Below are 26,751 nucleotides of genomic sequence, written 5' to 3' on the forward strand. Positions count from 1 at the left end.
TACCACCATTCATTCCGCTTGTAAAGCCTTTTTTATGATTTTATTCATTTTTTGTAAAAAAATGTAAAAAATAGCCTGTAGGCACTATTTTAGCACCTATAGGCTATGATTTATCTATTCGTTGATTTTTCAATCGCATTAATAAATGCTGAACGCAAGCCTGCATCTTCTAATGCTTTTACACCTCTAATAGTAGATCCACCAGGTGAAGTCACATTATCCTTTAAGATACCAGGATGAAGATCAGTTTGTAACTGCATTTTCCCTGATCCTAGTACTGTCTGACTTGCAAGCTTGTAAGCCATCTTTCTAGGCATTCCCTGCATAACAGCACCATCTGCTAATGCTTCAATAACCATATAGATATAAGCAGGTGCACATCCTGATAAAGCGCCTCCTACTCCCATTAAGTGATTTAGAACAACTTCGATTTCTCCCACTGAAGAGAATGCTTCTTCAATATAGTTAAATTCTTCTTCAGTTAGAGAATGCTCCTGTTCTAATAAACACATACCTTCTCTAACAGCCATTGGCGTATTAGGCATGACAGTTAAGTGTCTAGTTGAAGTATCTAATAAAGTGTTGTATTTATCAAAATCATAACCAAGGACAATGGAAACGACTGCCTTGTTTTTGAGTTCTTCTTTTACTTCAAGAACAACTGATTCAATAACCTGTGGTTTAACACATAAGAACACAAATTCACTTTCAGAAATGACTTCATGTGCATTATTTTTGCCTTTTATACCAAAAGTACTCATCTTATCAAGCTGTGCTTTATTTAAATCATAAGCACATACCTGTTCACCTGGAATGAAACCAGATTCTACAAATCCCTGGGCAATGGCACTCGCCATATTCCCCATACCAATAAAACCAAATTTATACATAATAAATCCCCCTCGTAAAAAAAGCTAACATAATGTTAGCTTAGATTTTTCTATTTCTAATAAATCCTGGCAATGGGTCTTCATCATCGTCATCAATGACAGAAGCTGTTTTATTTCCATGTACAGTATATGTCTGTTTTGGAGTAACAGGTTCCTCTTCAGGCTGATCTTCTTCAAAACCAGTTGCAATGATGGTAACGATGATCTGGTCATCTAACTGATCATTAGTTGCAACACCCATAATAGTATTGACTTCTTCACCTACTGATTCCTGAATAGTCGCAAACGCTTCATTGGCATCAAATAATGACATGCTTGGTCCACCTGTAATATTAACAATCGCATCTTTAGCACCTGCGATAGAAATATCTAATAATGGTGAAGAAACAGCACGTTTTGCGGCTTCCTGAGCCTTGTTTTCACCATCAGCCATACCAATACCAATAAGTGCATCCCCACGATCCTTCATAACTGAGCATACATCGGCAAAGTCAAGGTTGATTAATGCTGGAATCGCAATTAAGTCAGTAATTGTCTGAACAGACTGACGTAAAATGTTATCTGCTTCTCTAAACGCTTCATTCATTGGACGTCCACCAATAACTTCAAGAAGACGATCATTTGAAACAACGATAATAGAATCTACATTCTTACGTAATTCTTCAAGTCCAGCTATAGACTGTTTCTTTCTTCTTGGTCCTTCAAATGTGAAAGGAGAAGTCACTACACCTACTGTTAATGCACCTGAATCTCTCGCAATTTTGGCGATAACTGGTGCACCACCAGTACCTGTTCCACCGCCCATTCCAGCAGCAACAAAGACCATGTTGGCATCAGATAAAGCTTCTCTGATTTCATTTTCAGATTCCTGAGCCGCTTTACGTCCAACTTCTGGATTTCCTCCAGCACCTAATCCCTGAGTTAAATCTTTTCCTAAGAAAATCTTATTAACACCAGTAATTCCTTTCAATACCTGAGCATCTGTATTTGCAACATAGAATTCGACACCTTTAACTCCATCAGTGACCATTCTATTTACGGCGTTGTTTCCTCCGCCACCTACACCAATAACTTTTATTTTTGCAACTTTCACAAAGTCTAAATTTTCATCCATTGTCCTACCCTCGCTTAATCATCATTAAATATCGAATCAAAAAACTTTCTAAACTTGCCCTGATGATGAGTTGTTTCTGTCTTAGCCATAGTTAAGCCTCTTACTTTCATACTCATCGTACTAGATAAATCTGGAAGAACCAAAGAAACCTGGTCTTCACCAATTAATTCTTTACGGTCATCCAAGCAATATAACATACCTAAACAAGGAACGAGAGACATATCTCTAGCCCCTACAGTTTCTGGTCGATAACATCTTACAGGTGTACCTAAAACATCTGTTGCGATTAAGTTCAGGCAAGGCAGTTCGCCTCCACCACCTACGACAACTGTTTCATAAGTACGTCCATCATTGATGACATCCAAACAATTTTTGATTTGTGCCATCATTTCCCAGACTGCTGTCTGTAATACTTCAGACAGATCTTTCTGAGTATAGTTCTTTTCAACTCCATCTACTATCGTAGTATGGATAACATCTTCTTCACCAAGATCATTTTCACATGTACCATATTTCACTTTATAAATCTCAGCCTGTTCCATTGAAATCTGCCATGCATCTGCAATCGCAGCAGTCAGTGTATAGCCACCCATTGGAACAGTCTTTAAATATTTAAGGTATCCCTCTTCAAAGAAAGATATTGTTGAATGATCATGTCCAATATTGATCATCACTGCACCTTCTTGAAGATAAACCGCATCGAATGTTTCTTTTGCAGAAGCATAGGCATCAATAGTAATATCAATAACATCTAATCCTGCTTTTTCTACAGCAGTTAAGTAAGAATACAATACTTTCTTGCTTGTAGTAATCACAAGTGTTTCTACCTTCAATGAAGCTGAACGTAAGCCAAGAGGCATATGCTCTACTTCTTTAGTATCTAAGCGATACTTTACAGGAATAGTTGATACAATTTCCTCTTTCTTACTCTTTTCAAAACGCTGTGCAATCTTTAAGGCTCGCACAACATCATTGATTTCTATCTTATCCTGAGGCGAATTCACCTTAGTAATACCTTTAGATTCATATGTTCTTGCATAATTACTAGGAAGAACAAGAGCTACAGATGTTATTGTCGTATTTAGTTCAACATCTGCTTCTTTTATGATTGATCTAATCTCATCAACCAGCACTTCTTCATTCTTAATCAAGCCACCTTCAATAGCATGACTTGCTAGTTTCTTCGTGAAGAGTATATTAATATTTGTGCTCATCAACTCTGCGACAAGTAACTTCAGTGTCGTAGAACCGATGTCTAAAACAGCATATATTCTTTTCATAGACACTCTCCTTACATATAATCTTATTTTATCATAATTACATACTAATGAAAACGATTTATAGATTACTTATCACGAGTTACACTTATATGACTCATTATGTATTTTCTTACTTACATTTAGTCATATATAGATTTCTTCCCTCAAACGAGAATACACAAATATCACTTTTACTTTGCATATAAGCTGAGTAATTGAAGCGTGATGGTGATAATGTATCCTTCATGTCTTCAATATCTACAATCAGTTTCTTTCCATCATCAAGAATCAAGGCCACTCTTTCATCATATCCCTTTTCTGGATAATAAACGATATCACTTACAGCATTTCTAATAGTAACAGGAATAGAAGCATACTGACCTGCTAGTTCTTCTACTGCCTTTAAATCATTAAATCCTGAAATCTTAGGAATCTGTTTAAGACCTGTATAATTCATACCTTCAACAACTTCAATAAGCTTTCCTTCTTCAGTTACAACATAAGTCTTGTTGTTAAGTTCCATATAAGCCACTAAGCCTGCTTCCTGGATTTCGATAGAGACACCACCTAAGATGTTATGAGTGACATATGCCTTAGTGACAAGCCCTGTCTTTTTCAAATTCTTCTTAATTGTGTCATTATTCAACAATAAATGATAAGTATGACTTGTAATACCTGATTCCTTCACTACCAGATCCTTTGATAGCTGAGAATTACCAGTAACATGAATAGACATGACTTTTGATAATGGGGATACAATATATCCTAAAATGACTAGAATAATTATACCGACAAGCATCAAACGACGCTTTCTTCTTTTTCTTCTACGTCTGTTCTTTTCAATCAATTCACGTGATGGGCTGCGATCATATTCATTGAATAGAACATCGGGCTTCTTATCCATATTTAATCCCAATTCACTAAAATAACTTCTTTATGAAGCTTGACTCCAAATTTCTCATAAACAGTCTTTTCAACAAGTCTAATAAGATCAAGAATATCCTTAGCACTTGCATAACCGTTGTTTACGATGAAATTTGAATGTTTAGGTGATACCTGTGCACCACCAATTTCATAACCGCGCAACCCAGCTTCATCAATATAACGCCATGCAGGTTTTTCTTCTGGATTTCTAAAGACACTTCCTGCACATGCAAAATTCCATGGCTGTGTACTCATACGACGCTCTTTACGTTTATCCAACACTTTACGGATTTCTCCAGAATCTTTCGCTGTCATTTCAAATGTAGCATCAAGAATAATCCAGTTTGGATGCTTCTGCAATACAGAATGACGATAAGAGAATTCCATATCTTCCTTGCTTAATGTAATCACATTAAGTTCATCATCAAGCACACGTGCGCACTTGAATACATCTGCCATACAATACTTATAAGCACCAGCATTCATAAAAATGCCGCCACCCATATCTCCAGGAATACCACCCATGAATTCAAAGCCTGATAATCCTGCTTTGGCACTTGAATAAGCTAAGGCAATCATTGAGACCCCTGCTTGTGCCACAATAGTGCACCCATTCATCTTGACATCATCAAATGATTTCATTGAGATGATTACACCATCATATTCTTTATCACTAAATAGGAGATCACTGCCATTACCAATAACCATGCGTTTAATATCATGATCATGGCAATATTTTAAAGTCTGAATAAGTGAATCGATATCCTTTGCTTTAACGAATATCTTGGCAGGTCCACCTACTTTATAGGTTGTATGCTTGTACATAGGTTCATTTTCAATCACCTTGCCTACTTCCATAGACATAAGATCTTCATATACCTGCTTCACATCCATATTAGCGTCCTCCTGTTAACTTTAAAATTTCTTTATAAATATCCTCACATGCATGAGGTTTACCTAAAGCAAGCGCTTTTTGAGATAATTCTTTACGCATTCCCTCATTGTTCATATACTGATCAACAACTTCTACAAAGGCATCCGCATTTAAATCCTTTTCAAGAATAAGATGTGCCGCACCTTTGCTGACAAGTTCACGGGCATTATATTCCTGATGGTTTGCCACAACATATGGGCTAGGAATGATAATAGATGCAGTACCGAGTGCAGTCATTTCAGCAAGAGTAGTAGCTCCTGCACGACTCACTGCTAAGTCACAGCTATGTAATACACTTGGCATATCATCAATATAAGGCAATACATGAATAGAATCACTTAAATCCTTAAGTTCTTCCTTCATCTTTTCATAATAAGTTTTACCTGTAACATAAAGCACATCATAATCTTTATGATCCATCTTATGTAATGCATCCTTCATAACCGTATTGACTGTTGCAGATCCTAATGATCCCATAACAATCACCATTACTTTTCTATCAGGAGCAATACCATAAAGATCATGTACATCTTTAAGTACACCTTCAGATACCACAGAAGCACGAGGGTTACCAAGTAACTTAGTCTTATCCTGAGGGAATGCTTCTAAAGCTTTTTCATAACAGCAGATGATTTCATCTACATGTTTAATTAAGATTTTATTTGTTAAACCAATGATGGAATTCTGTTCATGAATCATTGTCTTATAGCCCTTCTGAGTTGCCGCTAAAACAATGGATGCACTTGGATATCCACCAAACCCGATAACAATATCAGGGTTGAATTCTTTCAAAATCTTCTTAGAAGACTTTAAAGATTTTAAGAAAATCAAAGCATTTTTTGCTTTCTGTAAAGGATTACCTACAAGACCTTTTACATGTAATCCACGATAACTAAGTCCCATCTGAGGTACAATCTGAGACTCTAGTCTATCTGTTGTTCCTACAAATAAGAACTCTGTATCTGGATCACATTTTTTAATATAATCAACTAAGGCAAGAGCAGGATAAATATGTCCTCCTGTTCCACCAGCACTTACTATAATTTTCATTTAACTTACTCCTATAACTTGTTCACGATGTCCTTGAAGACATTTCCTCTTTCAACATAACTATGGAATTCATCAAATGAACTTGTTGAAGGAGAAAGCAATACAACATCGCCTTCTTTGGCAATTTCTTTTGCTTTTAAAATAGCATCTTTCATATGATCTACAACGATAGTATGAGGATGTTGCATATCTTTAGAGAAACGTTCTTTTGTTTCACCAAAACAGATAAGTGTCTTAATAAGAGGGTTCTGTTCTCTCACATCTTTTAGATCAAGATTCTTTTCATGACCACCCATTAACAAAATAACAGGCTTTTCAAATGCTTTAATCGCAATAACTGCTGCATCTGTATTAGTTCCCTTAGAGTCGTTATAATAACGTACGCCATCAAGTTCTCTTACAAACTCAATACGATGTTCTACACCCTTGAACGCAGCTAAAGTGTCATGGATAGATTCAAGACTTACACCCACTGCTGCACATGATGCAATCGCAACCATCATATTGGCTACATTATGCAAACCAACAATCTTGATTTCATCACGATCAATAACCTTCTGGCCCTTGTAATAAATTGCATTGTCTTTAAGTTCTACATCTCCCTGTCCCTTGACAGTAAATGTTTCAATACGTGATGGAACTGGATACTTTGCTAAATATGACTGTAAAGTCTCATCATCACTATTATTAATAAATAAATCTTTTTCATCCTGGTTCATATAAATACGCATCTTAGATGCATAATATTCATCTAAAGAATCCATATAATCAAGATGATCAGGCGTTAAATTTAATACAGCAGCCACTTCAGGCTTAAATTCTTCAATATCAATCAACTGGAAGTTAGACATTTCAACAACAATATCATGTCCTTCTTCTTCATATAAATGTTCATTTAATACGACTTCACAATAAGGAATACCGTAGTTACCGCAAATATGTGCCTTGCGACCTGCAGCTTTTAAGATTTCATAAATCAAAGTCACTGTCGTAGTCTTTCCATTTGTTCCTGTTACAGCAATATAATGCTGCTTTTTAGCCACTTTATAGCCTAATTCAATTTCTGTATAAACAGGAATACCACGTTCCTTTAAACGTAAGATAAATGGCGCATGATAATTAATACCTGGATTCTTAACAACAAAGTCAAAATCTCTTTCAAATAATTCATCTGGCTGTCCACCACATACCATTTCAATTCCTTCACTCACATATGTGTCATATTCAGGAATATCTTCTTTTTTCTTTGATTCATTTATAGTGATATCAGCATGCATGAACTTTAATAATTCAACTGCTGCCTTTCCACTTTTTGCAAGCCCTAATACAAGTACTTTTTTGCCTTTAAACATTTATAACACCCCTAACAATAATCCAATAATACCAGCAATAAATCCAACAGCCCAGAAAGTGACAACAACCTTATTTTCACTCCATCCACACATTTCAAAATGATGGTGGATAGGTGCCATCTTGAAGACTCTCTTACCTCTTGTCTTAAATGAAATAACCTGGATACATACAGATAAAGTTTCAATTAATGGCACAATACCAATAATAAGCACAAGAAGCTCCTGTTTAGTGATAACTGCAAATGCTGCAAGAATACCACCTAATGCAAGAGAACCACAATCTCCCATGAAAATCTTAGCTGGATGCGCATTGAATACTAAGAAGCCAGTCAAACCACCCATTAATGCAGCACCAAAAATAGCTGTTTCAACATTCTTGCTTAAAATTGCAAAAGCAACAAATGGTGTTAATGCAATAATCATAAGACCTGTTGCGAGTCCATCTAATCCATCTGTTAAATTTACAGCATTAGATTCTGCAGTAAACATGAAATAAACAAAGACTGGATAGAACCATCCAAGATTCACACTAATATGAGCAATAGGAATAATAATTTCTGTTGAGAAATTAGGTAAGAATTTTTTTGCTAAAAAATAGAATGCAATTGCCACAACTGACTGCATTGCATATTTATAGCTTGGCTTCAAGCCTTTATTGCTGTGCTGTACAACAATGAGATAGTCATCAATAAATCCAATGATACCGAATCCTAATAATGAGAATGTCAATAAGTTGACATAAGGATTCATAAAATTCTGATAGTGACAGATATAAGCAGCAATTACAGTAGCTACAATGAATACAACACCACCCATTGTAGGTGTGCCACCCTTTTTCTTATGAGAAGCGAGTCCTTCTTCTCTTTCTACCTGTCCAAACTTTAATTTATGTAAGTAAGGTATAACCTTAGGCATTGCGACAAGTACAAGTGCTAATGCCACTATAAAACTGATCATTAATAGAAACATGAAAATTTCCTCCCTCTATTTTACCCCACAAGTGTAGCATAATATGGGTGTAAATACAATGTCACTTTATTTTGCATTAAGCTCAATAACAGTACCTTGTTTCAGTTCAGTTCCCTTTGTAATACTCTGAGAATAAATAGAACCCAGACCATTCATCTTGATTTCAACACCCGTCAATGATGCAAAGGCTTCTGCTTCTTTACGAGACCAGCCAAGCATCGAAGGCATTGTATATTTCTGTCCATCTGTTAATACAAGAACCTTAGAGCCTGTTGTTACTTCAGTTGTACCAGATGGATACTGCCCAATAACTGTAGAACCATCACCAATCACAACAGGTGTTAATGAATGCTTCTTTAAGATACCTTCCACATATTGTGTACTCTGGTTCATATAGTTATTTAATACATAAGGTGTTGTATTCACCTTTTCAGTATCTTTACTTAAGATATTTAATGCTGATTTAATAATACTCTTAACAAGTTCACCAGAATAATTTGTACCGCTCTTCTCATTCTGGAACCAGACGATCACTTCTACCTCAGGATCACGATAAGGTGCCATACCGACAAAGGAATGTGTATGTCTTGTAGATGAATAAGCACCATTTTCAGCAATCTGACCAGTACCTGTCTTACCGATAATTTCAACTGATGAGTCCTTATAATCACGACCTGTAGAACCATCAATATTAACAACACCATAAAGAAGTGTTCTTATCTGTGCAGCTGCTTCAGTAGAATAGATTTTTTTAGAGTAAGACGTCTTAGCACTATAAAGTGTTTTACCATTTGCTGGATTAACTACTTTTTCTACTAGATAAGGCTCCACTGTACGCCCATCATTCGCAAATGCTGAATAACCTCTTAACAGCTGTAATGTTGTAACAGAAGACCCTTGACCAAATCCAGTTGTGAAATATTCAAGACTCTTTGTTTTACCATTAAAGCCTTTTACACCACTTCCTGAGAACAAGCCATCTACCTTACTTGTCTGGAATAATCCAAGATTCTTATAATCTTCAATAAGACTGGACATATTTGTATGTTCAGCAAGAATATGACAAATAGCTGTATTTGAAGAATGGTACAAACCCTCACGATAAGTAATGCTTCCCCATCCTCTTCTATTATGATCATGAATTGTTGCAATCACACGACCATTAGATATATAGTCATATGTTCCTGAGTTGTATTTACTATCTAAGTCCAATACACCATCAGTTAAAGCATTCGCATATACAAATGGCTTGAAAACTGAACCACATTCAAATGCTTCGTTGAGGAATGTATCATTATAATTTGTAAAATTACGTTTATTAGGATCAAATGAAGGATAGTTAGAAATCGCCAGCAACGCACCTGTTTTCGCATTCATAACAGCTGCACAGGCTTTAGTTGCATCCGTTTTTTCCTGCATATCTTTCATGAGTGAATCCAGTTCTGTCTGAAGAGTAGAATTGATTGTCAAATAAACATCATTACCACTTACTGCCTTCTTATCAGAAATAACACCATTAGGCAGTGTATTACGTTTAGAATCTACTAAGTAGATTCTTTCACCATTTGTACCCTTAAGCCAGTTATTGTAGCTCTTTTCAATACCCATCTGTCCAATGATATTGTAAGGGTCTGTTTCTGCAGCCACTGCTGCATACCCTACTTCATAACTTGCAAAATCACCAAAACGATAATTACGAGAAGTCACTTCATCAAATTCAAGACCTGGTAATTCTAATGATTGAATCTTTTCTTTTGTAATAGAAGAAAGATTACGACCATAGTTACCAAACTCTACCTGATATGTATTCTGATTAAGACGTGATAAGACTGTTTCTTTTGAAACACCTAGAATAGGTGCCAATAACTCTGCTGTCTTATTCTTATCCACTACATATTGAGGTTCTTTCTTTGCATTAAGACGTTTTGCAAGAATAGCTCTTAACTTATATTTCTTTACATCAGAGGCCACAATTTCATTATCACTCGTATAAATAGTACCACGGGCTGCCTGAACAACCTTAGTCACTTGTCCTCCTCCACGATTTTTCGCGAAGTCTCTTACATTGACGTTACTGATCATTGTCTTACCTGTTGTACACAAATAACAGACATTGATTCCTAACATAATCATCATAAAGAGGAATACAAGCATAACAATCTGACCGCTTCTATTTCTAGATTTCTTCATTATTCTTCAGCTCCTACTACTGCAGCGGCTGCAGAACTAGGCTGATAATCATAACCTTTCTTTGTTGCAACATCTTTCATACGTGAGAAAGAAGCCAATTCCTGTTTAGACATTTCTAATGCATCAATATCTGACTGTACTTCAGAAATTTCGTCCTGTGTCTTTTTGATATTTGCATTTAATTTTGATTCATAGGAATTCAAATAAATACTACCTACCAAAAATAGTATAAAAGAGAAAGCAAGTAACACTTCTGTCATTTTTAAAAATCTTGATTTTCTTCTTTTCATTATTCATCACGTATCCTTTCTATAACTCTTAATTTAGCTGAATGAGAACGTCTGTTCTCAGATAATTCTTTTTCATCTGCTACAATAGGCTTTCTTGTTACTTTCTTAAAATGAGGCTGATATTCCTCTGGAATAACTGGCATACCCATTGGCAAATCTGGTACTGCAGTCTTTTCATTAAACATATACTTAGTGATCTTATCTTCTAATGAATGGAAGCTGATGACTGCAACACGACCACCTACATTTAATAAATCTAGTGAGTCTGTTAAAGCGCGTTCAAATACATTTAACTCATCATTGACTTCAATACGAATAGCCTGGAATGTACGTTTTGCTGGATGACCACCTGTACGTCTTGCACGTGCTGGTATTGCCTTTTTCACAACTTCTACTAATTCAAAAGTTGTTTCAATAGGCTTAACCTGTCTTTCTTTTTCAATCATTCTTGCGATTGATTTTGCAAACTTCTCATCTGCATACTTATATAAAATAGTCACTAAATCCTGATAAGAGTAGTTATTCACTACTTCATATGCACTTAATGGCTGTTCCTGATTCATACGCATATCAAGTCTTGCATCTGTATTGTAGCTAAATCCTCTTTCCGCATTATCAAACTGAGGGGAAGATACACCTAAATCAAATACAATCCCATCTACCTTATATACACCTTCCATAGAAAGTCTTGCCTTAATTTCCTTAAAGTTTGCATGAATAATTGTGAAGTTATCAGAGATCTTCGCCAATCTTTCTTTCGCAGCATCAATCGCATGTGTATCCTGATCAAAACAGTACAAGTGTCCTGTTGTCAGTTTTTCTAGTATACGAGAACTATGTCCCCCTCCTCCTAGAGTACAATCCACATAAATGCCATCTTCTTTTATATTCAATGCATCAATTGTTTCATCTAATAATACACTATAATGTTCAAACATATTTATCATTCCTCATTTTCTGATATTCTTTCTGATATTTCATCAAACTGGTCATCATATTCATCATAGAATGCTTCCCACTCAGCAGTATTCCATATTTCAATATGTTCACCAGCACCAACAATTGTACACTCCTTCTCTAAATGAGCATGTGTACGTAATACCTGGGGAATATTGATACGACCTAATTTATCAAATTCACTGCAATTCATACGTGAAGTAACCATACGCAAATAAGCACGATCTTGTTTTTTCTTATTAGATAGCTTTTTCAGCTCTTCATAATAAGCCTGCCAGCCCTCTTCCGTATAAACATCTAAGCAGCCTTCGTGGCCTCTCATGATATAGACATGGTCTCCACATTCTCCGCGGAATTTAGCAGGAATGCTCAAACGGCCTTTAGCATCTAGATTGTGCTTGTATTCACCATAGAACATACCTTACTCACCACACCTTTCCACAATTTTCCACCTTTTTACACTTGTTACCACTATTATAGACTTACAATCCACATTCAGACAAGAAATTTATGGAAATAAAACAGAAAAAAAAGATTTCTAGCACAAAATGCTAAAAATCCTCTTAAAAACAAAAAGAGAGAGATTTTCATCTCTCTAAAGGAATTATTTTACATCCTTAACTTTAACGCCATTATAATAACCACAATGACCACAAACTCTATGTGCTAATTTGAATTCACCACATTCTGGACATTTAACAACTGCAGGAGCTGATAATTTGTCATGAGTTCTTCTCTTGTCTCTTCTTGTACTTGATACTCTTCTAAATGGTACTGCCATCTTGTTCTACCTCCTTATTCCTGATCCTTGAAATAATCTTTGAGTTTTGCTAAACGGGGATCGATTGTATCCTCTTCTTTTGCGACTACTTCGCTTTCGTCCATAACTTTCCAGCCTGAACCGCTTGTTTTCATCTTTGCGCCTTCCTTCACAACTCTCATTGGAATAGCCATCATGATTTCTTGGAATATGACAGAAGTAAGATCAGCAACATCCTTTCTTGCTTCTACAACATCTTCGTCTTCATCAGGCTTATAAAACGCAAACACAACATCTGTATCAATAGAAAATGGGTAATCGACATCTTCCAATGATATAGCGCAAGGAACAACCATTGTTCCCTGAACATGGTATGTTACATAAAGGCGTTCTTCACTACTATTGAAGTTGCCTGATCCTGTAACTTCCACATCCTTCAAATCATTGATTCGAGATAAGTTATAGAACATTTCTTTAGGAAATGTTATCGTTTCTTCGAAATCAAATTTTCCATTTTTCTGTTTGACTAACCAGTTACGATTCCATTTCACCTTGATCACCCTCTATAACTGCATCACCCATTATAATGAAAATGAGATTATAAGTCAATCAAAAAAATCATTTTCTAATGGGCATTAATCGCATATTTTTCAAAATGTCTTTGCGACCTTGTGTATTCTAACATAGTTTATTCAAAAAAGATAGATAAATTTTCAAAAAGCCATTTAAAACCTCTGATCATTCTTTGATCTGGTTCTGTGAAATGCCCACCATTCTCTTCTATATATATACATTTATTTTGCATTGATAAGTATTGATACGTTTCTTCTGTATTCCCTCCTACTTGAGCCATAAGTTTATTCTTAGTCTTTGATTCTTTTCTCCCTAGACTCAAATAAACTATTCCTTTTCTTTTAATCGTATGAAGATAACTCAGCCAGCCTGGATACCATAAAGAACCCGAAGCACTAATACATCCTATAAAGGATTCATGTCTTCCATACATCCACAAGCTAAACAAACCGCCAAGTGAATAGCCTGCAATAATATAATGATGGGAAGGTGTCATAGTTGAAAGAATCCATTCTTCTAGTTCTTCCCCCTTTCCACTAAACCCTTCAGTTTCCCATGGAGAGAGTTCACTATTCCAATCCTTGATGACTGGCGCAATCAAACAATAGTCTCCCTTAAAAGATTCAATAATAGAAGTACAGTCATGAAAGAAACAATAGATATAAATATCTGCATCTTGATTGCCATATATCTGGCATTCTCTTCCATAATATATCATATTAAACCAAAATGCTTCATAGCATGTGCTAACCCATCTTCATCAACACTATCAGTAATATAATCAGCTACGGCCATCGCTTCATCAGCCCCATTACCCATCGCAATAGCTGTACCAGCTGTTTCCAGCATTTCTATATCATTAGTGGAATCCCCAAAGGCATAAGCATTTTCAATCGGTTCACCTATGGCTTCCATAAACGTTTTAATGGCAGCCCCTTTAGATACACCTTTCAACATCATTTCTCCAGCCTTAGCACCAAATGTTGATGTATAGCCTCCAGCTGGTATAAAAGTCATGCATGGATCTAATTCTTCCATGAATCTCTCAGTTGCTTCAACTGTATCAAAAGTTGCATCAATCTTTAGAATAGGATTATTTTCAATCTCTTCCATTGTCTTCATATTCTTTTTCTTGAACACTTCTTCTACTGGTAAATCAAATTCTTCTTTAAACCTCTCTTCAAACATGGCATGGGTATACGGATTCTGATAGCCATATTTCCAGTCAATGATCTGATAACCCCCACCTAATTCTTCAATAAGTTCAAGTGTTTTCTTTACAACATCATCTGAAATGATTTTCTGTAATTCTGGCTTACCATCATGAATCACTGCTGCACCATTCGCAATAATTGCATCTTCTATTCCTGTAAAAGAAATTTCCTTTGTCATAAAATAACTTCTTCCTGTACAAAAGAAACAATGGTGCCCATTTTCCTTTGCTCTCTTAATAGCCTCTATTGCACTTTGTGGCACAGTATGTGTGACTTCACTTAAAAGCGTTCCATCTATATCAAAAAATAAATATTTCCCCATATATTTTCTCCTCGTATTAATAGATTATAATGTAATCTCTTTTTAGTATTATAGTATAAGAATACAAAAAGAAAGATTATTTTCTAATTATGATCAGCTTTTCAAAACTATTTTGACAAGAATCTATCATCTTTTTTCAATATATTTAAAAATTCTCTATTTTAAGTATTGTTTTGATATACTTTTAACGAGGTGATAAATATGGATGAATTTTTAAGAGATATACATACATCATTATTTAAGGAATGGATTCTTATCCAGTCTATTGAAGGATGTAATATTAAAGAAGAGAGTAAAAAAGTTATTCTTACAACACCTTATTGTCATGCTGAAGTAGTATTTAATGACCATAACCTGATTGAATTATCCGTCACAAATCTCATAACAGATAAGATAGACTTCTATCTTCATTTCCAGATGCATACAATAAGTCATGCAATTTCTTTATATACAGAAATGCTTCAATGTATCAAACAGCTGATCAATGAACCACCTGTTCGTGTTCTTTTGACATGTACAAGTGGCCTCACAACAGGTATGTTTGCCACACAGCTCAATGAAGCTGCTATGCTTTTGTCTAAGAATTATGAATTTGAGGCGATTGCCTATCATGAACTCTATGATATTGCGAAGAATTATGATGTCATTCTTGTGGCACCGCAGGTAAGTTCTAAAAAGACAAAACTAGAAACATGCTTTAAAAAGAAAACTGTCTTAGTAATCCCTTCAACTATATTTGCGAAATATAATACCGGGGCATTATTAGAATTTTTAGACGAACATTTATCGTCTCGCCGACATCCAACTACGGCTCGTTTACCTGTCATTAGTCGTCCTGTCCCTCATCAGACAAAAATCTTAACTATTGCAACAGTACGTACAAGTCATCGCACAAGAATAATATATCGTGTTTTTGATCCAAACAATAAAATACTATTAGATAATGAAGTCGTTAAGTTTGATTTTCAGGTGAATGACCTCTTTGATATCCTTGATACAGTATTACTCTTTCATCCAGATATTCCTATTATTGGAATTAGTCTTCCTGGTATAATCCATGATGGTTATATGGACTTCTGTAACCAAAGAATCAATGTTCTAGAATCACTTAATAGCCGTTATCCAAATCGTCGTTTCTATTTATTCAACGATGTGAATGCACTAGTCTCTGGTTATTATATTTCACAGAATAAATACCAGACAATCTCATTTCTTTATCAGCCATCCATGGGTAGTCCTTGTGGTATAGGTTCTGTCTTTAAAGGGCAATTAATAGAAGGAGCGCATAAGATTGCAGGAGAAGCTAAATATCTTCCATTTAATACAGAAGAATTCAAAAAGACTCCTGAAGGACAGTTAGAATGTCTCACTTATCAGGCAGCCGCGGTCATTTCTATCTATGATCCAGAGATGTTGATTGTCTCATCTAAATATACAAATAAACATGAATTAAGAGAATCATTAAAGAAATACCTTCCTGAAGAATATTTTCCTGATATCCACTTTATTGAACATTTCAAGGAATATGGATTGTTAGGTGCTCTGATTCTTTCTATTCAAGAAGAAAATAAAGGCTGAGTTTATTGAAAAACTCAGCTTTTATGCTATAATTCTTATAAACATATCTAGTTAGTATGTTGATAGGAGGAGTTATTATGTCTTTGAATTCAGTGAAGAATTATTTCAAGCAGTATAATATGGATACACATATTGTAGAGTTTCCTGTATCAAGTGCGACTGTGGAACTTGCAGCACAAGCTATTGGCTGTAAAGAACAGGAAATTGCGAAAACAATGTCTTTTCATGTTGGGGATGAAATCATTGTGATTGTAATGGCTGGAGATGCAAGAATCGACAATAAGAAATATAAATCATTCTTTCACAAGAAAGCTAAGATGCTTCACGGAGATGAAGTAGAATCTTTGACGGGTCATCCAGTAGGTGGTGTTTGTCCTTTTGGATTAAAAGAAGGTATTAAAGTCTATCTTGATGAGTCTCTAGAACGTTTTGATCATGTTTATCCAGCATGTGGCAGTCCTAATAGCGCTATTAAGCTCACTATTCCAGAATTAGAAAAATATGCCCACCAAGAATCATGGATTGATGTCACTGATATCATCTAACGATATTTGTTTATGAGAACCAAGGACTTCTAAAGAGTCTTTGTTTTTTTTGTATACTCTTCCTTCATCAAGCCATAAATCTATATCTTCAAAAGAAACAATAACAGGCATTCTTGAATGAATTCCTGAGATGATGTCTTCGGCTTCTTTTGTAAGTATTGTAAAATAATTATCATGATAGATGCCTGCAAGATAAAGAATATGATTATTAGTAAAGCGATATTGCGCATGCGCTCTATCCCATTCATAGAAACCACTGATTGGAATAATACATCTTCTTTTTAGTGCATCTTCTTTAAACATCTTCTTTTCTAATACTGTTTCTATACGTGCGTTAAAAACACGTTTTTGATTTAATGGATAACCCCATGTCTTATAGTCTCCATAATGACCCTTCAAAATAATAAAGCCTTCCTCTCCTGGATGAATATCTCCATAAGGAAATATATGTCCATCAGGAATAATGACCCATCTTGTTAAATCATATTTTAATTGTTCATCTAAATAGTAACGTCCACACATAATAACCCTCCAAAAAAAGTCATAGAAAAACTATGACTCAAACATTGTATCTAATATATGCTTACCTGTTTCTGTTTCAAAAAAACTCTCTTTGGCATGCTGAATAGATTCAATAGAAGCATTCCCTTCAAATGCATTGACTAAAAAATCTGCTTCTAACAAGATACGATAATCCATTCCATCTACATCAGTATATGTATGATGATGCGCAATCAAGAAACATATTCTTTCTATATCATCTTCTTTAAATCCTAAAGAAGTACATATTTCTCTTGCTGGTGCAGGACCTTCCTGTTCCTGCAGTTTTCCATTTTGAAAGCCATATTTCTCTTCTGATACACGTATTCCAATATCATGTAAAATACTGGCTGCTTCTAACACAAAGAGTGTATGTGCATCTAATCCTTCTTTTTCACCAATTAATTTAGAGAAGCTATGTACCTTTATAAAATGCTGGATACGCTTAGGATCTCCATAATCAAATTCAATCATCTTCAGCGTTAATTCATTCAACATATTTATCACCTATATCTATTGTAGCACAAAAAGAAAAAGACCCGTAGGTCTTAACGTGATAATGTATAGCCTTTTCCAATGACTGAATGAACATCACTCACAAAAACAAAGGAAGTAGGATCTATTTCTACAGAGATTTTCTTAATTGTCGCAATCTTTTTATACTGTGTGACCACAAGTATCACCTGCATATCTTCTCTTAAATAACCTGTTTCCGCTTTTAATAACGTGAGCCCAACATCAATTTCTTTATAAATGCGTTCTCTGATTTTTTCATATTCATGACTCATAATCATGATTTCACACTGTGACTGACCATATGCCAATACTTTATTGACTGTAATAGTGCAGATCATAATCGCAAGAATACCATATACATTCTTCATAAATGGATTAGATGCAACCTGGATCATAATAACTGTAATGTCACATACATTCATGACAACAGAAACAGGAACTTTGAAATGCTTCTGTAAGATAACACCAATAATATCAAAACCACCAGAAGAACCATCACCTAAAAGTACAAGTCCTACTCCCGCTCCAATAAGGACACCTGCAAGAACAGCACTCATTAAAGGATCTGAGTTCATTTCAGCTAAGAAATTATATTTCTGACATATATCTAACCCAAATGGAAAGATAATGCTGACAATCAATGTCTTGAAAATGAATTCTTTACCAATAAATATATAACCTAATATAAATAATATCGCATTACAAATTAATACAAGAATTGAGACTGGTAATGGAATCATCTTACTTAAAATAACACATAAACCTGTTACGCCTCCTGCAGCAAAGGATTGTGGTAATACAATCATACCAAGTGCGATATCAGTTAATGCCACACCAACTAAAATTTTTACCATTGATAATACTTTTTCCTTCATTTTCATCACCCAGGAATATTATAATGATAAAAAGAGACAATACAGTAGCCTAGGCTACAATGGAGGACATATGAATATCATTATTCCAGAAAACTATTTTTATTTATTTGAATCGGTAGGTGAACGTTGTGTCTTGCCTTCAAAGACAGTCATCTTTTATGAGAGTGATGATGCGAATGATATCTATCTTTTAATCAAAGGTCGTGTCCGTGCTTATTTAAGCAGTTCACAGGGCAAACAGATTACCTTGGAGGTATTAAAGAAAGGACGTATTTTTGGTGATGGTTCTTTTTTAAATCATTCTGTACGTAAAGCGAATATGGCCACGATTACTGATGCAGAATTCATCCGTTGTCATATTACTGATTTGATGCCTATATTACAGAAAAATAATGATCTCATGATCCTTATGCTTCAGCATCTGACTTCTACATGCAACTATTTGACACATACAATTGAAAGATTAGTGAACTATAATAGTACACAAAAGGTGGCTGACTTTCTTCTTATTGAAACAGATAACGGAAAGAAATCCATTCCTTATACACACGAAGATATTGCAGGATGTTTAGATATGAATAGAGTGACTGTATCACGTATTATGAAGAAATTGAAAGAAGAAAATGCTGTTGAGTATGAGTATGGGATTGTTTCTGTAACGGATTCTAAAACATTGAAGCATATTCTAGAACACACTGAATAGAGATTATTGCATTCAAGTTTTATTTAAAATATAATTATTGACGAGGTGTAAAAAACTATGAAAAAGAAAAAAATTGCGATAATTGCAACAGGTGGTACGATTGCAGGAAGTGGTGCTGCAGGTAAAACAACAAATTATGAAGCAGGTACTATTTCTGTAGATGAAGTATTGGCTTCTATTCCAGATATAAGAGATCGTGTTGAGATTGTTTTAGATAATCTCTTTTCTGTTGATTCTAATGAAATTGATGATGAAAGATGGTTGATCTTAACTGAACATATTAATAAACTTGCAGATCAGCAGGATATTGATGGAATTGTAGTGACTCATGGAACTGATACAATGGAAGAAACATCTTACTTCTTAAACTTAACAGTCAATACATTAAAACCTGTTGTTTTAACAGGTTCGATGCGTCCTGCAACTGCAACAAGTGCCGATGGACCATTTAACTTATTCCAGGCCATTATGCTTGCAAGTCATAGCGAAGCATGGGGTCGTGGTGTAATGTGCTTATTCTCAAGTACTATCTTCTCTGGTAGAGATATCCAGAAGATCAGTAATTATAAGATCGATGCCTTCGACCAGAGAGCTTTCGCCAATCTTGGTTATATGAAGGATGATGAAGTCTATTTCTCTTCTCAGCCATTAAAGAGACATACAACTTATTCCGTCTTTTCACGTAAACCAATCAACGATTTAGCTCATGTCGCAATTGCCGACTACTATGTGGGTGCTTCTCCTGATATTCTTGACTTTTTAGCAAAAAATAATGAAGGTATTGTGATTGTCGGAACAGGGAGCGGAAACTATTCTAAGGAATGGCGTCAGCGTATTGAAGAATTATCTGATCATGGTATTGTCTTTGTACGTGCGAGCCGTGTAACGAACAGTATTATCTTCCAGGATGATTATTTTGATCCTAAGCATGTATGTCTAGGGGCTAATAACTTATCTCCTTATAAAGCACGCATTCTATTAATGCTTTCTCTCACAATCACAAAAGATAAAAAAGTAATTAACGATTACTTCTTAAACTACTAAAAAAGGCTCGAAAGCCTTTTTTATTTTTTTACAATTTTATAATATGTACGACTTGTACAGAAATAAACAATAGTATAACAAATAGTAAGTACTATCACTGATACAACGGTACATGTAATAAATGTCTGAGGGGCATTAAGAATCATTACCTTAAACATCTTTAAGAGCATCTTATAAGCCACAGACATATGAATCACAGCAACCACAAGAGGAAGAAAGAAGAAAATCAACACCTGTGAAGATACAGCCTGTCTGACTTCTTTTTTACTCAATCCTACGTTCTGCAGTATTTCATATCTTTTCTGATCTTCATAGCCTTCAGATAACTGCTTATAATACATAATCAATACGGCTGCCATCATAAAGAGTACACCTAGAAAGATTCCTAAGAATAATAATGAACCATACATCTGACTGAATAGTTGGTAGTTATCATAGCGAGTCATATTAGAATAACTGATTTCACCATCATTCTTTTCACTGACCTTCAAAGTAAAATTATGTGTTGTTTTACGCATAACTTCTTCAGCCTTTGAATTGAAATAACCACCTTTATAATCCACTAATATTTCATAAACATAAGAAGGGGAAGAACGATGTTCAAATGTAAGTGCCTGTTTTAAGGCTGCATCATCCTTGAATACAAATGTAATACTATCTGAATCTACATTCGCAATATCATCCTTTACAAACCAAGGATCATTCTTAACCATCTTCAATGAATACAATTGATTATTCAACATCATTGAATCATGATTAAAATGATAATTAGAATTATAAAGCACTTCATGATCATTTAAAGTGACATGATGATTATAAATACGATTGTAATCAGCTAATGTCATTCCAAGAATTGTAAGAATCTTGTTATTACCACCTTCTCCTGGCGCAGTAAACACTGTTCCATTTTGAGAAGCCAATACATTACAATATTTTAAAGAAGCCATTTGAGAAATACCGATATTTTTAGAAGCAAGAGATGTTTTAATGTCCTTTTCAAGGTTGATGAGTTCTTCATCCATATTCACCTTTTCCATATTCCCTACTTTATAACTATAGTCAGCACGAACACTTTTTTTCACAGTATCAAAAACGCCACTATAAAGAGTATATGTAGAAGAAATCATGACAAGAATACATGTACATAGAATACAGATACTTGCAAGTCCCACCGCATTCTGTTTCATACGATACATCATCTGAGACACACTGATGAAGTGATTTGTCTGATAGTAATACTTCTTATTCTTCTTTAATAGTTTTAAAATTACAATAGAACCAGCAGTAAAGAGTGCATATGTACCAATAATAACAAGTACAACTGCCACAAAGAATAAGACAAGGGCAGTGATTGGATCTTCAATCGACAAGGCAATTGTATAACCAGCACCTAGTGTGATGACACCTATTAAAGTCATCAACCACTTTGTCTTTGGTTTCTTTTCTCCAACCTGTCCACCCTTTAATAACTGGATTGGATTAGAGAAACGAATAGAAGCTGCATTGATCATAAATGAAACAAAGAAAATAACACTAAAGAGAAGAGTTGTGATTAAAATCGCATTCATATCAATACTAAATACAATCGATGTATGAATAGCCAATATCTTCACTAAAATAAGCATCATCAGCTTGCTGAATAGAACACCTGTTAATACACCAAATCCTAAAGAAATCAAATAAACAATCAATGTTTCAAAAAAGATGATCAACATCACATGACGCTTTTCCATTCCTAATATATTATAGAGTCCAAGTTCCTTCTTACGATTCTTCATGAGGAAGCTATTTATATATAATAGGAATATGACTGAGAATATAATCACAACATACACACCAAGACTCATCATCATGGCTGCTGATTCACTGTCTTTTCTTAGGCCATTATCTCCACCTAAGAACTTTACACAATAAAACATCATGACAGTAAAGATACTTGTAATAAGATATGGGAAATAGATTTTTCCATTCTTTTTAATATTTGTCAGGGCAAGTTTTAAATAAAACATAATTACTTACCTCCTGTCTGGAGTAGTGTAAGTGTATCACTGATTGCCTGATACATTTCTTCGTTTGTCTTATCTCCTTTATAGATCTGATGATAGACCTGTCCATCACGTATAAATAAGACACGTTTCGCAAAACTGGCTGCTTTAGTACTATGAGTAACCATCACAATTGTCTGTCCTTCTTCATTGACATGATCAAAGATATTCAATAAATCATCTGTAGATTTAGAATCTAAGGCACCTGTTGGTTCATCAGCTAAGATAATCTGAGGATGAGTAATTAAAGCTCTTGCAACTGCTGCTCTTTGTTTCTGTCCTCCTGATACTTCATAAGGGTATTTATCCAGTAGTGATTCAATACCTAGCTGTGGTGCTAAGTGATTCAATTTAGTTTCCATCACATCATAGTTTTCTTTAGATAAAACCAAAGGTAAAAAGATATTATCACGTAAAGAGAATGTATCTAATAAGTTGAAATCCTGAAATACAAATCCAAGATTCTTTCTTCTAAACTGTGAAATATGCTTTTCACTGATTTTAGTAATATCTTCTCCATTAAGTAGTACTTCGCCACTTGTTGGTGTATCTAGAGATGCTAGGATATTTAAAAGTGTTGTCTTACCACTTCCTGATTCACCCATGATAGCTACATATTCTCCTTCTTCTACTGAAAAAGAGACATTAGACAAAGCAGTGACCTGCTGAGATGAAAAACGTGTTGTATAGACTTTTTTTAAGTTTTTAACTTCTAATAATGACATATATGTTTTCCTCCTTCGTTACAACTATAGTTTAATTATTTTGAAACATATCTGCCATTGATTCAACTTACAGAATAAGTCTCTAATCTTACAATTTTGTAAGTTACTCTACGATAAGAGGTTTTTTCTCAAAACAAATGGAAACAGTTGTTCCTTGATTGATTATAGATTCTATATGAATAGGATAACCTAGAGTATCACATATATTCTTAACAAGATATAAACCTAAACCACTGGCTTTCTTATCAATACGTCCATTTGTACCAGTAAAGCCTTTTTCAAAGACACGAGGTAAATCCTCTTTCTTAATTCCTATTCCTGTATCTTTAATATAGAGTGTTTGATTTTTCATACAAATATGAATAGAACCTTCTTTGGTATATTTCAAGGCATTGGATAAGATCTGTTCAATAATAAAAGAAGTCCACTTTTCATCTGTGAGTATTTTTTCATCTAGTTCTTCTAGTTGAAGAGAAATCTTCTTATGAATAAAGAATAAGGATTGTTTCTTGACTACTTCATTCACAATATCCCCTATTTTATAATAACCAATCTTTAAGTCCTGATTCATATGTCCCATCTTGACATAGTACATCATCATATCTACATACTGTTCAATACGTAATACCTGCATAGAAAGTAGTCTCGGAGATAAATCACCTGATTGTATGAGTAGTCGAAGTCCTGCAATCGGTGTCTTAATCTGATGAACCCAGAGTGTCATATAATCAGATAATTCATGATAGCTTGTATCCTTCTGATTATTAAGGACACTATTAGCCTGGATAATCTTTTCTATAAGAGAATAATAAGACTCTTCTAAATCATTTTCTGGTGCAGGTATATTTTCTAAGTAGATATGATCAAGATGTAAGGCATAATGAAGTGCTTTTAGCTTCTTATTATATTTATAATAGTCATAGCCAAAATAAACAATCACAAAGAAGAAACATAAACAGGTAGGATAATAAAGTAATGAAATAGAAATATCACATAATAAGAGAATCAGATCAAACAAGAAGATCATCACCAGATAAACAAGATAATAACGATAATGGTCTTTAATGTATGTCTTCATAATATAACTGATACCCTATCCCTTTCTTTGTATGAATAAGCTGTGGTAAAGAAAAAGCATCTAATTTCTTTCTTAAACGATTAATATTGACACTTAATGTATTATCATCTACAAAGGCTTCACTTTGCCAGAGAGCTTCCATGATTGTATCTCTAGAGACAATCTGTCCGGCATGTTCAAATAATATCTGCATGATCTTAAGTTCTGTCTTAGTGAGTTCTATAGAGTCTTCATGATAACTGATGACACCCTTTAATAAATCTAAAGTGAGTGATTGATAGTTTAAGACATTCTGTGTTTTATTAAATGAATAGGTACGTCTAAGTATTGCCTGTAACTTAGCAGTAAGTACCGTCAAGTCAAAAGGCTTATTAATAAAATCATCTGCACCCATATTCATCGCCATAACGATATTCATATTCTCACTTGTAGAAGAGATAAAGATAATAGGTACTTCTGATTCTTTTCTTATTTCCTGACACCAGTAATAGCCATTATAGTAAGGCAGTGAGATATCTAATAAGATAAGTAATGGTTCATAGTGTCTAAAGTCTTCTAAGACATTTTCAAAATCATTGACTACAAACACATCATAATTCCACTTTTCTAGATGTTTTTTTATAGAAGAAGCAATAATTTCATCATCTTCTACAATCATTATTTTCTGCATATATAACCACCTCTAGTTCATTATACACAAAAAAGAGACAAAATGTCTCTTTATTCAATAACACTAAATTGTGTCCACTTATCTGATTTATAACGTAAATGGAATACAATAGCACGCATTGACCAGTCAGCACACATTGCCAAGGCAATACCAATTACACCAAGATTAAATGTGATACCAAATATAATAGAGAGTATTCCTCTTACGACGACTGTACTCAAGATTGATACAATCATTGTATATTTAACATCTCCAGTGGCGCGTAATCCATTAGAAAGTGGTCCAGAGAACGGGAAGGCAATTGTGTTAAATAGGTTATGAATAATAACCAAAATAAAGACCAGATTCTTAGTTTCTGATGATAATTGATAATATTGTAGGAATAATGGTGTAATGGCTAGAATGAATACATTCCATATAACAGAGAAGATGATTGTGATCTTCATCAGTTTCTTAAAGTAATAATGTGCACTGTCTATATCCTCTGCTCCCATGCATTGTCCTATGACTGTAATAAAGACGGGTCCCATTGTAACACCCACCAGAGCTGCAAGTGACCAGATACTCTGAGCAACACCATTGGCCGCAATCTGATAAGTACCAAATAAAGCAACAACTGAACTCAAGGCTACTTTAACTAGCTGAAAGATTCCTTGTTCAACCCCATTAGGAACTGCAATATTTAATACTCTTTTCAACATCTTTGTATCAAATATAAGTATATGCTTCTTATCATAATAAGTAGTCAGTGTCTTATTGAAGCATAAGAATGTGATAACAATAGCTGAAAACACTCTAGCAATCAGTGAAGGATAAGCAACACCTGCGACACCAGCATGTAAGACAAAGACACCTATGCAGTTTCCAATACAGTTAATAATATTAGATACAATAGAAATATACATAGTTGTAGATGTTTTAGCCATAGATCGATATAAAGCAGCACCGGCATTATAAATAGCAAGGGCAGGATAAGAATAGGCAGAAATCTTTAAATAAGTCATACAGGCCTGCATTACCGAATTTTCTACACGACCAAATAAAAGTCTCAAAAGTGATTCATTGAATATCAAGACAAGAATCATCAGAATAAATGAAAAGATAATAGAAAACATCAATAATTGTCCTGAAGCACGATTTGTATCATCGTTTTCTTTACGTCCAATATATTGGCTGATGACAACTGCTCCACCTGATGCAAGAGCTGTAAACAAATAGATAAAGATTGTATTAAATGAGTTTACAAGGGATACCCCTGATACCGCACTTTCTCCCACAAAGCTTACAATAAAAGTATCTACGATACCTACTAGCATCACTAGCAGCTGTTCACAAAAGAGTGGGATGATCATATTTTTTAAATCCTTGTTTGTGAATGTCATAATTTACCTCCATGACACCATTTTAAAAAACAAAGATATGAAAGTAAAATACCAATACTGGAAGGTGCTATAACTTTTTCGCAATAGAGTAGACAAGAAACAATGTTAATATTGGAATTAATCATTATTTCTGCGCCTCTCATTGCACCGTACGTACGGTTCTCGTATACGGCGCTACATTTATATGATAATTTCAGACTAACTTAGATAGTAGTTAAGAGGATTGATCAAACCTGGTCGATCCTTTTTCTT

28 protein-coding genes are annotated in these 26,751 nt (G+C 34.6%); 4 read left to right on the top strand and 24 right to left on the bottom strand.

Features of this window, described 5'->3' with window-relative positions:
- Window positions 1–110: 110 nt before the first annotated feature.
- The 16 genes from proC to QZQ55_RS04190 all read right to left on the bottom strand — a co-directional run bounded on the left by proC (window position 111) and on the right by QZQ55_RS04190 (window position 14,798).
- Entirely contained in the window at window positions 111–890 is a 780-nt protein-coding gene (gene proC / locus QZQ55_RS04115) for a pyrroline-5-carboxylate reductase (RefSeq protein ID WP_295090231.1), read from the bottom strand.
- Between the two features lie 40 nt (window positions 891–930).
- Window positions 931–2,004 (bottom strand): cell division protein FtsZ, encoded by a 1,074-nt coding sequence (gene ftsZ / locus QZQ55_RS04120; RefSeq protein ID WP_295090234.1) that lies wholly within the window; start codon window positions 2,002–2,004, stop codon window positions 931–933.
- Window positions 2,005–2,018: 14 nt separating this feature from the next.
- On the bottom strand, window positions 2,019–3,284 hold the full coding sequence (gene ftsA / locus QZQ55_RS04125) for a cell division protein FtsA (protein ID WP_295090237.1): 1,266 nt from the start codon (window positions 3,282–3,284) through the stop codon (window positions 2,019–2,021).
- A gap of 109 nt (window positions 3,285–3,393) precedes the next feature.
- The gene (locus QZQ55_RS04130) at window positions 3,394–4,167 is read right to left on the bottom strand and encodes a cell division protein FtsQ/DivIB (RefSeq protein WP_295090240.1); all 774 of its coding nucleotides are present in this window, start codon (window positions 4,165–4,167) and stop codon (window positions 3,394–3,396) included.
- Between the two features lie 2 nt (window positions 4,168–4,169).
- On the bottom strand, window positions 4,170–5,081 hold the full coding sequence (gene murB / locus QZQ55_RS04135; RefSeq protein ID WP_295090244.1) for a UDP-N-acetylmuramate dehydrogenase: 912 nt from the start codon (window positions 5,079–5,081) through the stop codon (window positions 4,170–4,172).
- A 1-nt stretch (window position 5,082) separates the two neighbouring features.
- A complete protein-coding gene (gene murG / locus QZQ55_RS04140) occupies window positions 5,083–6,171 on the bottom strand; it encodes an undecaprenyldiphospho-muramoylpentapeptide beta-N-acetylglucosaminyltransferase (protein WP_295090247.1) in 1,089 nt (362 codons plus the stop codon).
- 11 nt (window positions 6,172–6,182) lie between these two features.
- Window positions 6,183–7,523 carry a UDP-N-acetylmuramoyl-L-alanine--D-glutamate ligase gene (gene murD / locus QZQ55_RS04145; RefSeq protein ID WP_295090250.1) on the bottom strand — a complete coding sequence of 447 codons (1,341 nt, stop codon included), beginning with the start codon at window positions 7,521–7,523 and terminating at the stop codon, window positions 6,183–6,185.
- Complete coding sequence (gene mraY / locus QZQ55_RS04150; RefSeq protein WP_295090253.1) at window positions 7,524–8,492, bottom strand: phospho-N-acetylmuramoyl-pentapeptide-transferase; 969 nt, start codon at window positions 8,490–8,492, stop codon at window positions 7,524–7,526.
- Window positions 8,493–8,558: 66 nt separating this feature from the next.
- Window positions 8,559–10,682, bottom strand: a complete 2,124-nt coding sequence (locus tag QZQ55_RS04155) for a penicillin-binding protein (protein WP_295090256.1) — start codon at window positions 10,680–10,682, stop codon at window positions 8,559–8,561.
- Window positions 10,682–10,942, bottom strand: a complete 261-nt coding sequence (locus QZQ55_RS04160) for a hypothetical protein (protein WP_295090259.1) — start codon at window positions 10,940–10,942, stop codon at window positions 10,682–10,684. Before QZQ55_RS04160 ends, QZQ55_RS04155 begins: the two co-directional genes overlap by 1 nt.
- Window positions 10,943–10,971: 29 nt before the next feature.
- The gene (gene rsmH / locus QZQ55_RS04165; RefSeq protein ID WP_295090262.1) at window positions 10,972–11,910 is read right to left on the bottom strand and encodes a 16S rRNA (cytosine(1402)-N(4))-methyltransferase RsmH; all 939 of its coding nucleotides are present in this window, start codon (window positions 11,908–11,910) and stop codon (window positions 10,972–10,974) included.
- A 5-nt stretch (window positions 11,911–11,915) separates the two neighbouring features.
- Window positions 11,916–12,347 carry a division/cell wall cluster transcriptional repressor MraZ gene (mraZ, locus tag QZQ55_RS04170; RefSeq protein ID WP_295090265.1) on the bottom strand — a complete coding sequence of 144 codons (432 nt, stop codon included), beginning with the start codon at window positions 12,345–12,347 and terminating at the stop codon, window positions 11,916–11,918.
- A gap of 186 nt (window positions 12,348–12,533) precedes the next feature.
- Entirely contained in the window at window positions 12,534–12,710 is a 177-nt protein-coding gene (gene rpmF / locus QZQ55_RS04175; RefSeq protein ID WP_006504992.1) for a 50S ribosomal protein L32, read from the bottom strand.
- 14 nt (window positions 12,711–12,724) lie between these two features.
- On the bottom strand, window positions 12,725–13,240 hold the full coding sequence (locus tag QZQ55_RS04180) for a DUF177 domain-containing protein (RefSeq protein ID WP_295090267.1): 516 nt from the start codon (window positions 13,238–13,240) through the stop codon (window positions 12,725–12,727).
- A 137-nt stretch (window positions 13,241–13,377) separates the two neighbouring features.
- Window positions 13,378–13,980, bottom strand: coding sequence for a hypothetical protein (locus QZQ55_RS04185; protein WP_295090270.1), 603 nt, complete (start codon window positions 13,978–13,980; stop codon window positions 13,378–13,380).
- Window positions 13,977–14,798 (bottom strand): HAD family hydrolase, encoded by an 822-nt coding sequence (locus QZQ55_RS04190; RefSeq protein WP_295090273.1) that lies wholly within the window; start codon window positions 14,796–14,798, stop codon window positions 13,977–13,979. Before QZQ55_RS04190 ends, QZQ55_RS04185 begins: the two co-directional genes overlap by 4 nt.
- 201 nt (window positions 14,799–14,999) lie before the next feature.
- Between QZQ55_RS04190 and QZQ55_RS04195 the strand changes: the two genes are divergently transcribed.
- Window positions 15,000–16,376, top strand: coding sequence for a hypothetical protein (locus QZQ55_RS04195; RefSeq protein ID WP_295090276.1), 1,377 nt, complete (start codon window positions 15,000–15,002; stop codon window positions 16,374–16,376).
- Between the two features lie 77 nt (window positions 16,377–16,453).
- On the top strand, window positions 16,454–16,921 hold the full coding sequence (locus tag QZQ55_RS04200; RefSeq protein WP_295090279.1) for a YbaK/EbsC family protein: 468 nt from the start codon (window positions 16,454–16,456) through the stop codon (window positions 16,919–16,921).
- On the opposite strand, the gene QZQ55_RS04205 is transcribed toward QZQ55_RS04200, so the two are convergent.
- Genes QZQ55_RS04205 through QZQ55_RS04215 form a run of 3 tightly spaced genes read right to left on the bottom strand, consistent with a single transcriptional unit; the run spans window position 16,892 to window position 18,831 of the window.
- Window positions 16,892–17,443 (bottom strand): SOS response-associated peptidase, encoded by a 552-nt coding sequence (locus QZQ55_RS04205; RefSeq protein ID WP_295090281.1) that lies wholly within the window; start codon window positions 17,441–17,443, stop codon window positions 16,892–16,894. The two genes, QZQ55_RS04200 and QZQ55_RS04205, sit on opposite strands and share 30 nt — an antisense overlap.
- 30 nt (window positions 17,444–17,473) lie before the next feature.
- Window positions 17,474–17,959, bottom strand: a complete 486-nt coding sequence (locus QZQ55_RS04210) for an HD domain-containing protein (protein WP_295090284.1) — start codon at window positions 17,957–17,959, stop codon at window positions 17,474–17,476.
- 50 nt (window positions 17,960–18,009) lie between these two features.
- Entirely contained in the window at window positions 18,010–18,831 is an 822-nt protein-coding gene (locus QZQ55_RS04215; protein ID WP_295090287.1) for a YitT family protein, read from the bottom strand.
- 91 nt (window positions 18,832–18,922) lie between these two features.
- Here QZQ55_RS04215 and QZQ55_RS04220 point away from each other — a divergent pair, with 91 nt between their 5' ends.
- Together QZQ55_RS04220 and QZQ55_RS04225 are read left to right on the top strand one after the other, a co-directional pair.
- On the top strand, window positions 18,923–19,555 hold the full coding sequence (locus QZQ55_RS04220) for a Crp/Fnr family transcriptional regulator (protein WP_217748199.1): 633 nt from the start codon (window positions 18,923–18,925) through the stop codon (window positions 19,553–19,555).
- 57 nt (window positions 19,556–19,612) lie between these two features.
- A complete protein-coding gene (locus QZQ55_RS04225) occupies window positions 19,613–20,599 on the top strand; it encodes an asparaginase (RefSeq protein WP_295090289.1) in 987 nt (328 codons plus the stop codon).
- A gap of 20 nt (window positions 20,600–20,619) precedes the next feature.
- Here the strand turns inward: QZQ55_RS04225 and QZQ55_RS04230 are convergent, their stop codons facing one another.
- The 5 genes from QZQ55_RS04230 to QZQ55_RS04250 all read right to left on the bottom strand — a co-directional run bounded on the left by QZQ55_RS04230 (window position 20,620) and on the right by QZQ55_RS04250 (window position 26,499).
- Window positions 20,620–22,608: an ABC transporter permease gene (locus QZQ55_RS04230; RefSeq protein ID WP_295090292.1), complete on the bottom strand. Its 1,989-nt coding sequence runs from the start codon at window positions 22,606–22,608 to the stop codon at window positions 20,620–20,622.
- Window positions 22,609–22,610: 2 nt separating this feature from the next.
- Window positions 22,611–23,369 (bottom strand): ABC transporter ATP-binding protein, encoded by a 759-nt coding sequence (locus tag QZQ55_RS04235; protein ID WP_187012280.1) that lies wholly within the window; start codon window positions 23,367–23,369, stop codon window positions 22,611–22,613.
- 103 nt (window positions 23,370–23,472) lie between these two features.
- Window positions 23,473–24,447, bottom strand: coding sequence for a sensor histidine kinase (locus QZQ55_RS04240; RefSeq protein WP_295090295.1), 975 nt, complete (start codon window positions 24,445–24,447; stop codon window positions 23,473–23,475).
- Window positions 24,431–25,117 (bottom strand): response regulator transcription factor, encoded by a 687-nt coding sequence (locus QZQ55_RS04245; protein WP_289100369.1) that lies wholly within the window; start codon window positions 25,115–25,117, stop codon window positions 24,431–24,433. Before QZQ55_RS04245 ends, QZQ55_RS04240 begins: the two co-directional genes overlap by 17 nt.
- A 50-nt stretch (window positions 25,118–25,167) precedes the next feature.
- A complete protein-coding gene (locus QZQ55_RS04250; RefSeq protein WP_295090298.1) occupies window positions 25,168–26,499 on the bottom strand; it encodes an MATE family efflux transporter in 1,332 nt (443 codons plus the stop codon).
- Window positions 26,500–26,751: the final 252 nt, after the last annotated feature.

This window comes from uncultured Catenibacterium sp., from assembly GCF_900540665.1.
Lineage (GTDB): Bacteria > Bacillota_I > Bacilli_A > Erysipelotrichales > Coprobacillaceae > Catenibacterium.

Bases quoted from the DNA above. Each gene is read 5' to 3' on its own strand.
- proC (WP_295090231.1), bottom strand. From the start codon at position 890: ATGTATAAATTTGGTTTTATTGGTATGGGGAATATGGCGAGTGCCATT.
- ftsZ (WP_295090234.1), bottom strand. From the start codon at position 2,004: ATGGATGAAAATTTAGACTTTGTGAAAGTTGCAAAAATAAAAGTTATT.
- ftsA (WP_295090237.1), bottom strand. From the start codon at position 3,284: ATGAAAAGAATATATGCTGTTTTAGACATCGGTTCTACGACACTGAAG.
- QZQ55_RS04130 (WP_295090240.1), bottom strand. From the start codon at position 4,167: ATGGATAAGAAGCCCGATGTTCTATTCAATGAATATGATCGCAGCCCA.
- murB (WP_295090244.1), bottom strand. From the start codon at position 5,081: ATGGATGTGAAGCAGGTATATGAAGATCTTATGTCTATGGAAGTAGGC.
- murG (WP_295090247.1), bottom strand. From the start codon at position 6,171: ATGAAAATTATAGTAAGTGCTGGTGGAACAGGAGGACATATTTATCCT.
- murD (WP_295090250.1), bottom strand. From the start codon at position 7,523: ATGTTTAAAGGCAAAAAAGTACTTGTATTAGGGCTTGCAAAAAGTGGA.
- mraY (WP_295090253.1), bottom strand. From the start codon at position 8,492: ATGTTTCTATTAATGATCAGTTTTATAGTGGCATTAGCACTTGTACTT.
- QZQ55_RS04155 (WP_295090256.1), bottom strand. From the start codon at position 10,682: ATGAAGAAATCTAGAAATAGAAGCGGTCAGATTGTTATGCTTGTATTC.
- QZQ55_RS04160 (WP_295090259.1), bottom strand. From the start codon at position 10,942: ATGACAGAAGTGTTACTTGCTTTCTCTTTTATACTATTTTTGGTAGGT.
- rsmH (WP_295090262.1), bottom strand. From the start codon at position 11,910: ATGTTTGAACATTATAGTGTATTATTAGATGAAACAATTGATGCATTG.
- mraZ (WP_295090265.1), bottom strand. From the start codon at position 12,347: ATGTTCTATGGTGAATACAAGCACAATCTAGATGCTAAAGGCCGTTTG.
- rpmF (WP_006504992.1), bottom strand. From the start codon at position 12,710: ATGGCAGTACCATTTAGAAGAGTATCAAGTACAAGAAGAGACAAGAGA.
- QZQ55_RS04185 (WP_295090270.1), bottom strand. From the start codon at position 13,980: ATGATATATTATGGAAGAGAATGCCAGATATATGGCAATCAAGATGCA.
- QZQ55_RS04190 (WP_295090273.1), bottom strand. From the start codon at position 14,798: ATGGGGAAATATTTATTTTTTGATATAGATGGAACGCTTTTAAGTGAA.
- QZQ55_RS04195 (WP_295090276.1), top strand. From the start codon at position 15,000: ATGGATGAATTTTTAAGAGATATACATACATCATTATTTAAGGAATGG.
- QZQ55_RS04200 (WP_295090279.1), top strand. From the start codon at position 16,454: ATGTCTTTGAATTCAGTGAAGAATTATTTCAAGCAGTATAATATGGAT.
- QZQ55_RS04205 (WP_295090281.1), bottom strand. From the start codon at position 17,443: ATGTGTGGACGTTACTATTTAGATGAACAATTAAAATATGATTTAACA.
- QZQ55_RS04210 (WP_295090284.1), bottom strand. From the start codon at position 17,959: ATGTTGAATGAATTAACGCTGAAGATGATTGAATTTGATTATGGAGAT.
- QZQ55_RS04215 (WP_295090287.1), bottom strand. From the start codon at position 18,831: ATGGTAAAAATTTTAGTTGGTGTGGCATTAACTGATATCGCACTTGGT.
- QZQ55_RS04220 (WP_217748199.1), top strand. From the start codon at position 18,923: ATGAATATCATTATTCCAGAAAACTATTTTTATTTATTTGAATCGGTA.
- QZQ55_RS04225 (WP_295090289.1), top strand. From the start codon at position 19,613: ATGAAAAAGAAAAAAATTGCGATAATTGCAACAGGTGGTACGATTGCA.
- QZQ55_RS04230 (WP_295090292.1), bottom strand. From the start codon at position 22,608: ATGTTTTATTTAAAACTTGCCCTGACAAATATTAAAAAGAATGGAAAA.
- QZQ55_RS04235 (WP_187012280.1), bottom strand. From the start codon at position 23,369: ATGTCATTATTAGAAGTTAAAAACTTAAAAAAAGTCTATACAACACGT.
- QZQ55_RS04240 (WP_295090295.1), bottom strand. From the start codon at position 24,447: ATGAAGACATACATTAAAGACCATTATCGTTATTATCTTGTTTATCTG.
- QZQ55_RS04245 (WP_289100369.1), bottom strand. From the start codon at position 25,117: ATGCAGAAAATAATGATTGTAGAAGATGATGAAATTATTGCTTCTTCT.
- QZQ55_RS04250 (WP_295090298.1), bottom strand. From the start codon at position 26,499: ATGACATTCACAAACAAGGATTTAAAAAATATGATCATCCCACTCTTT.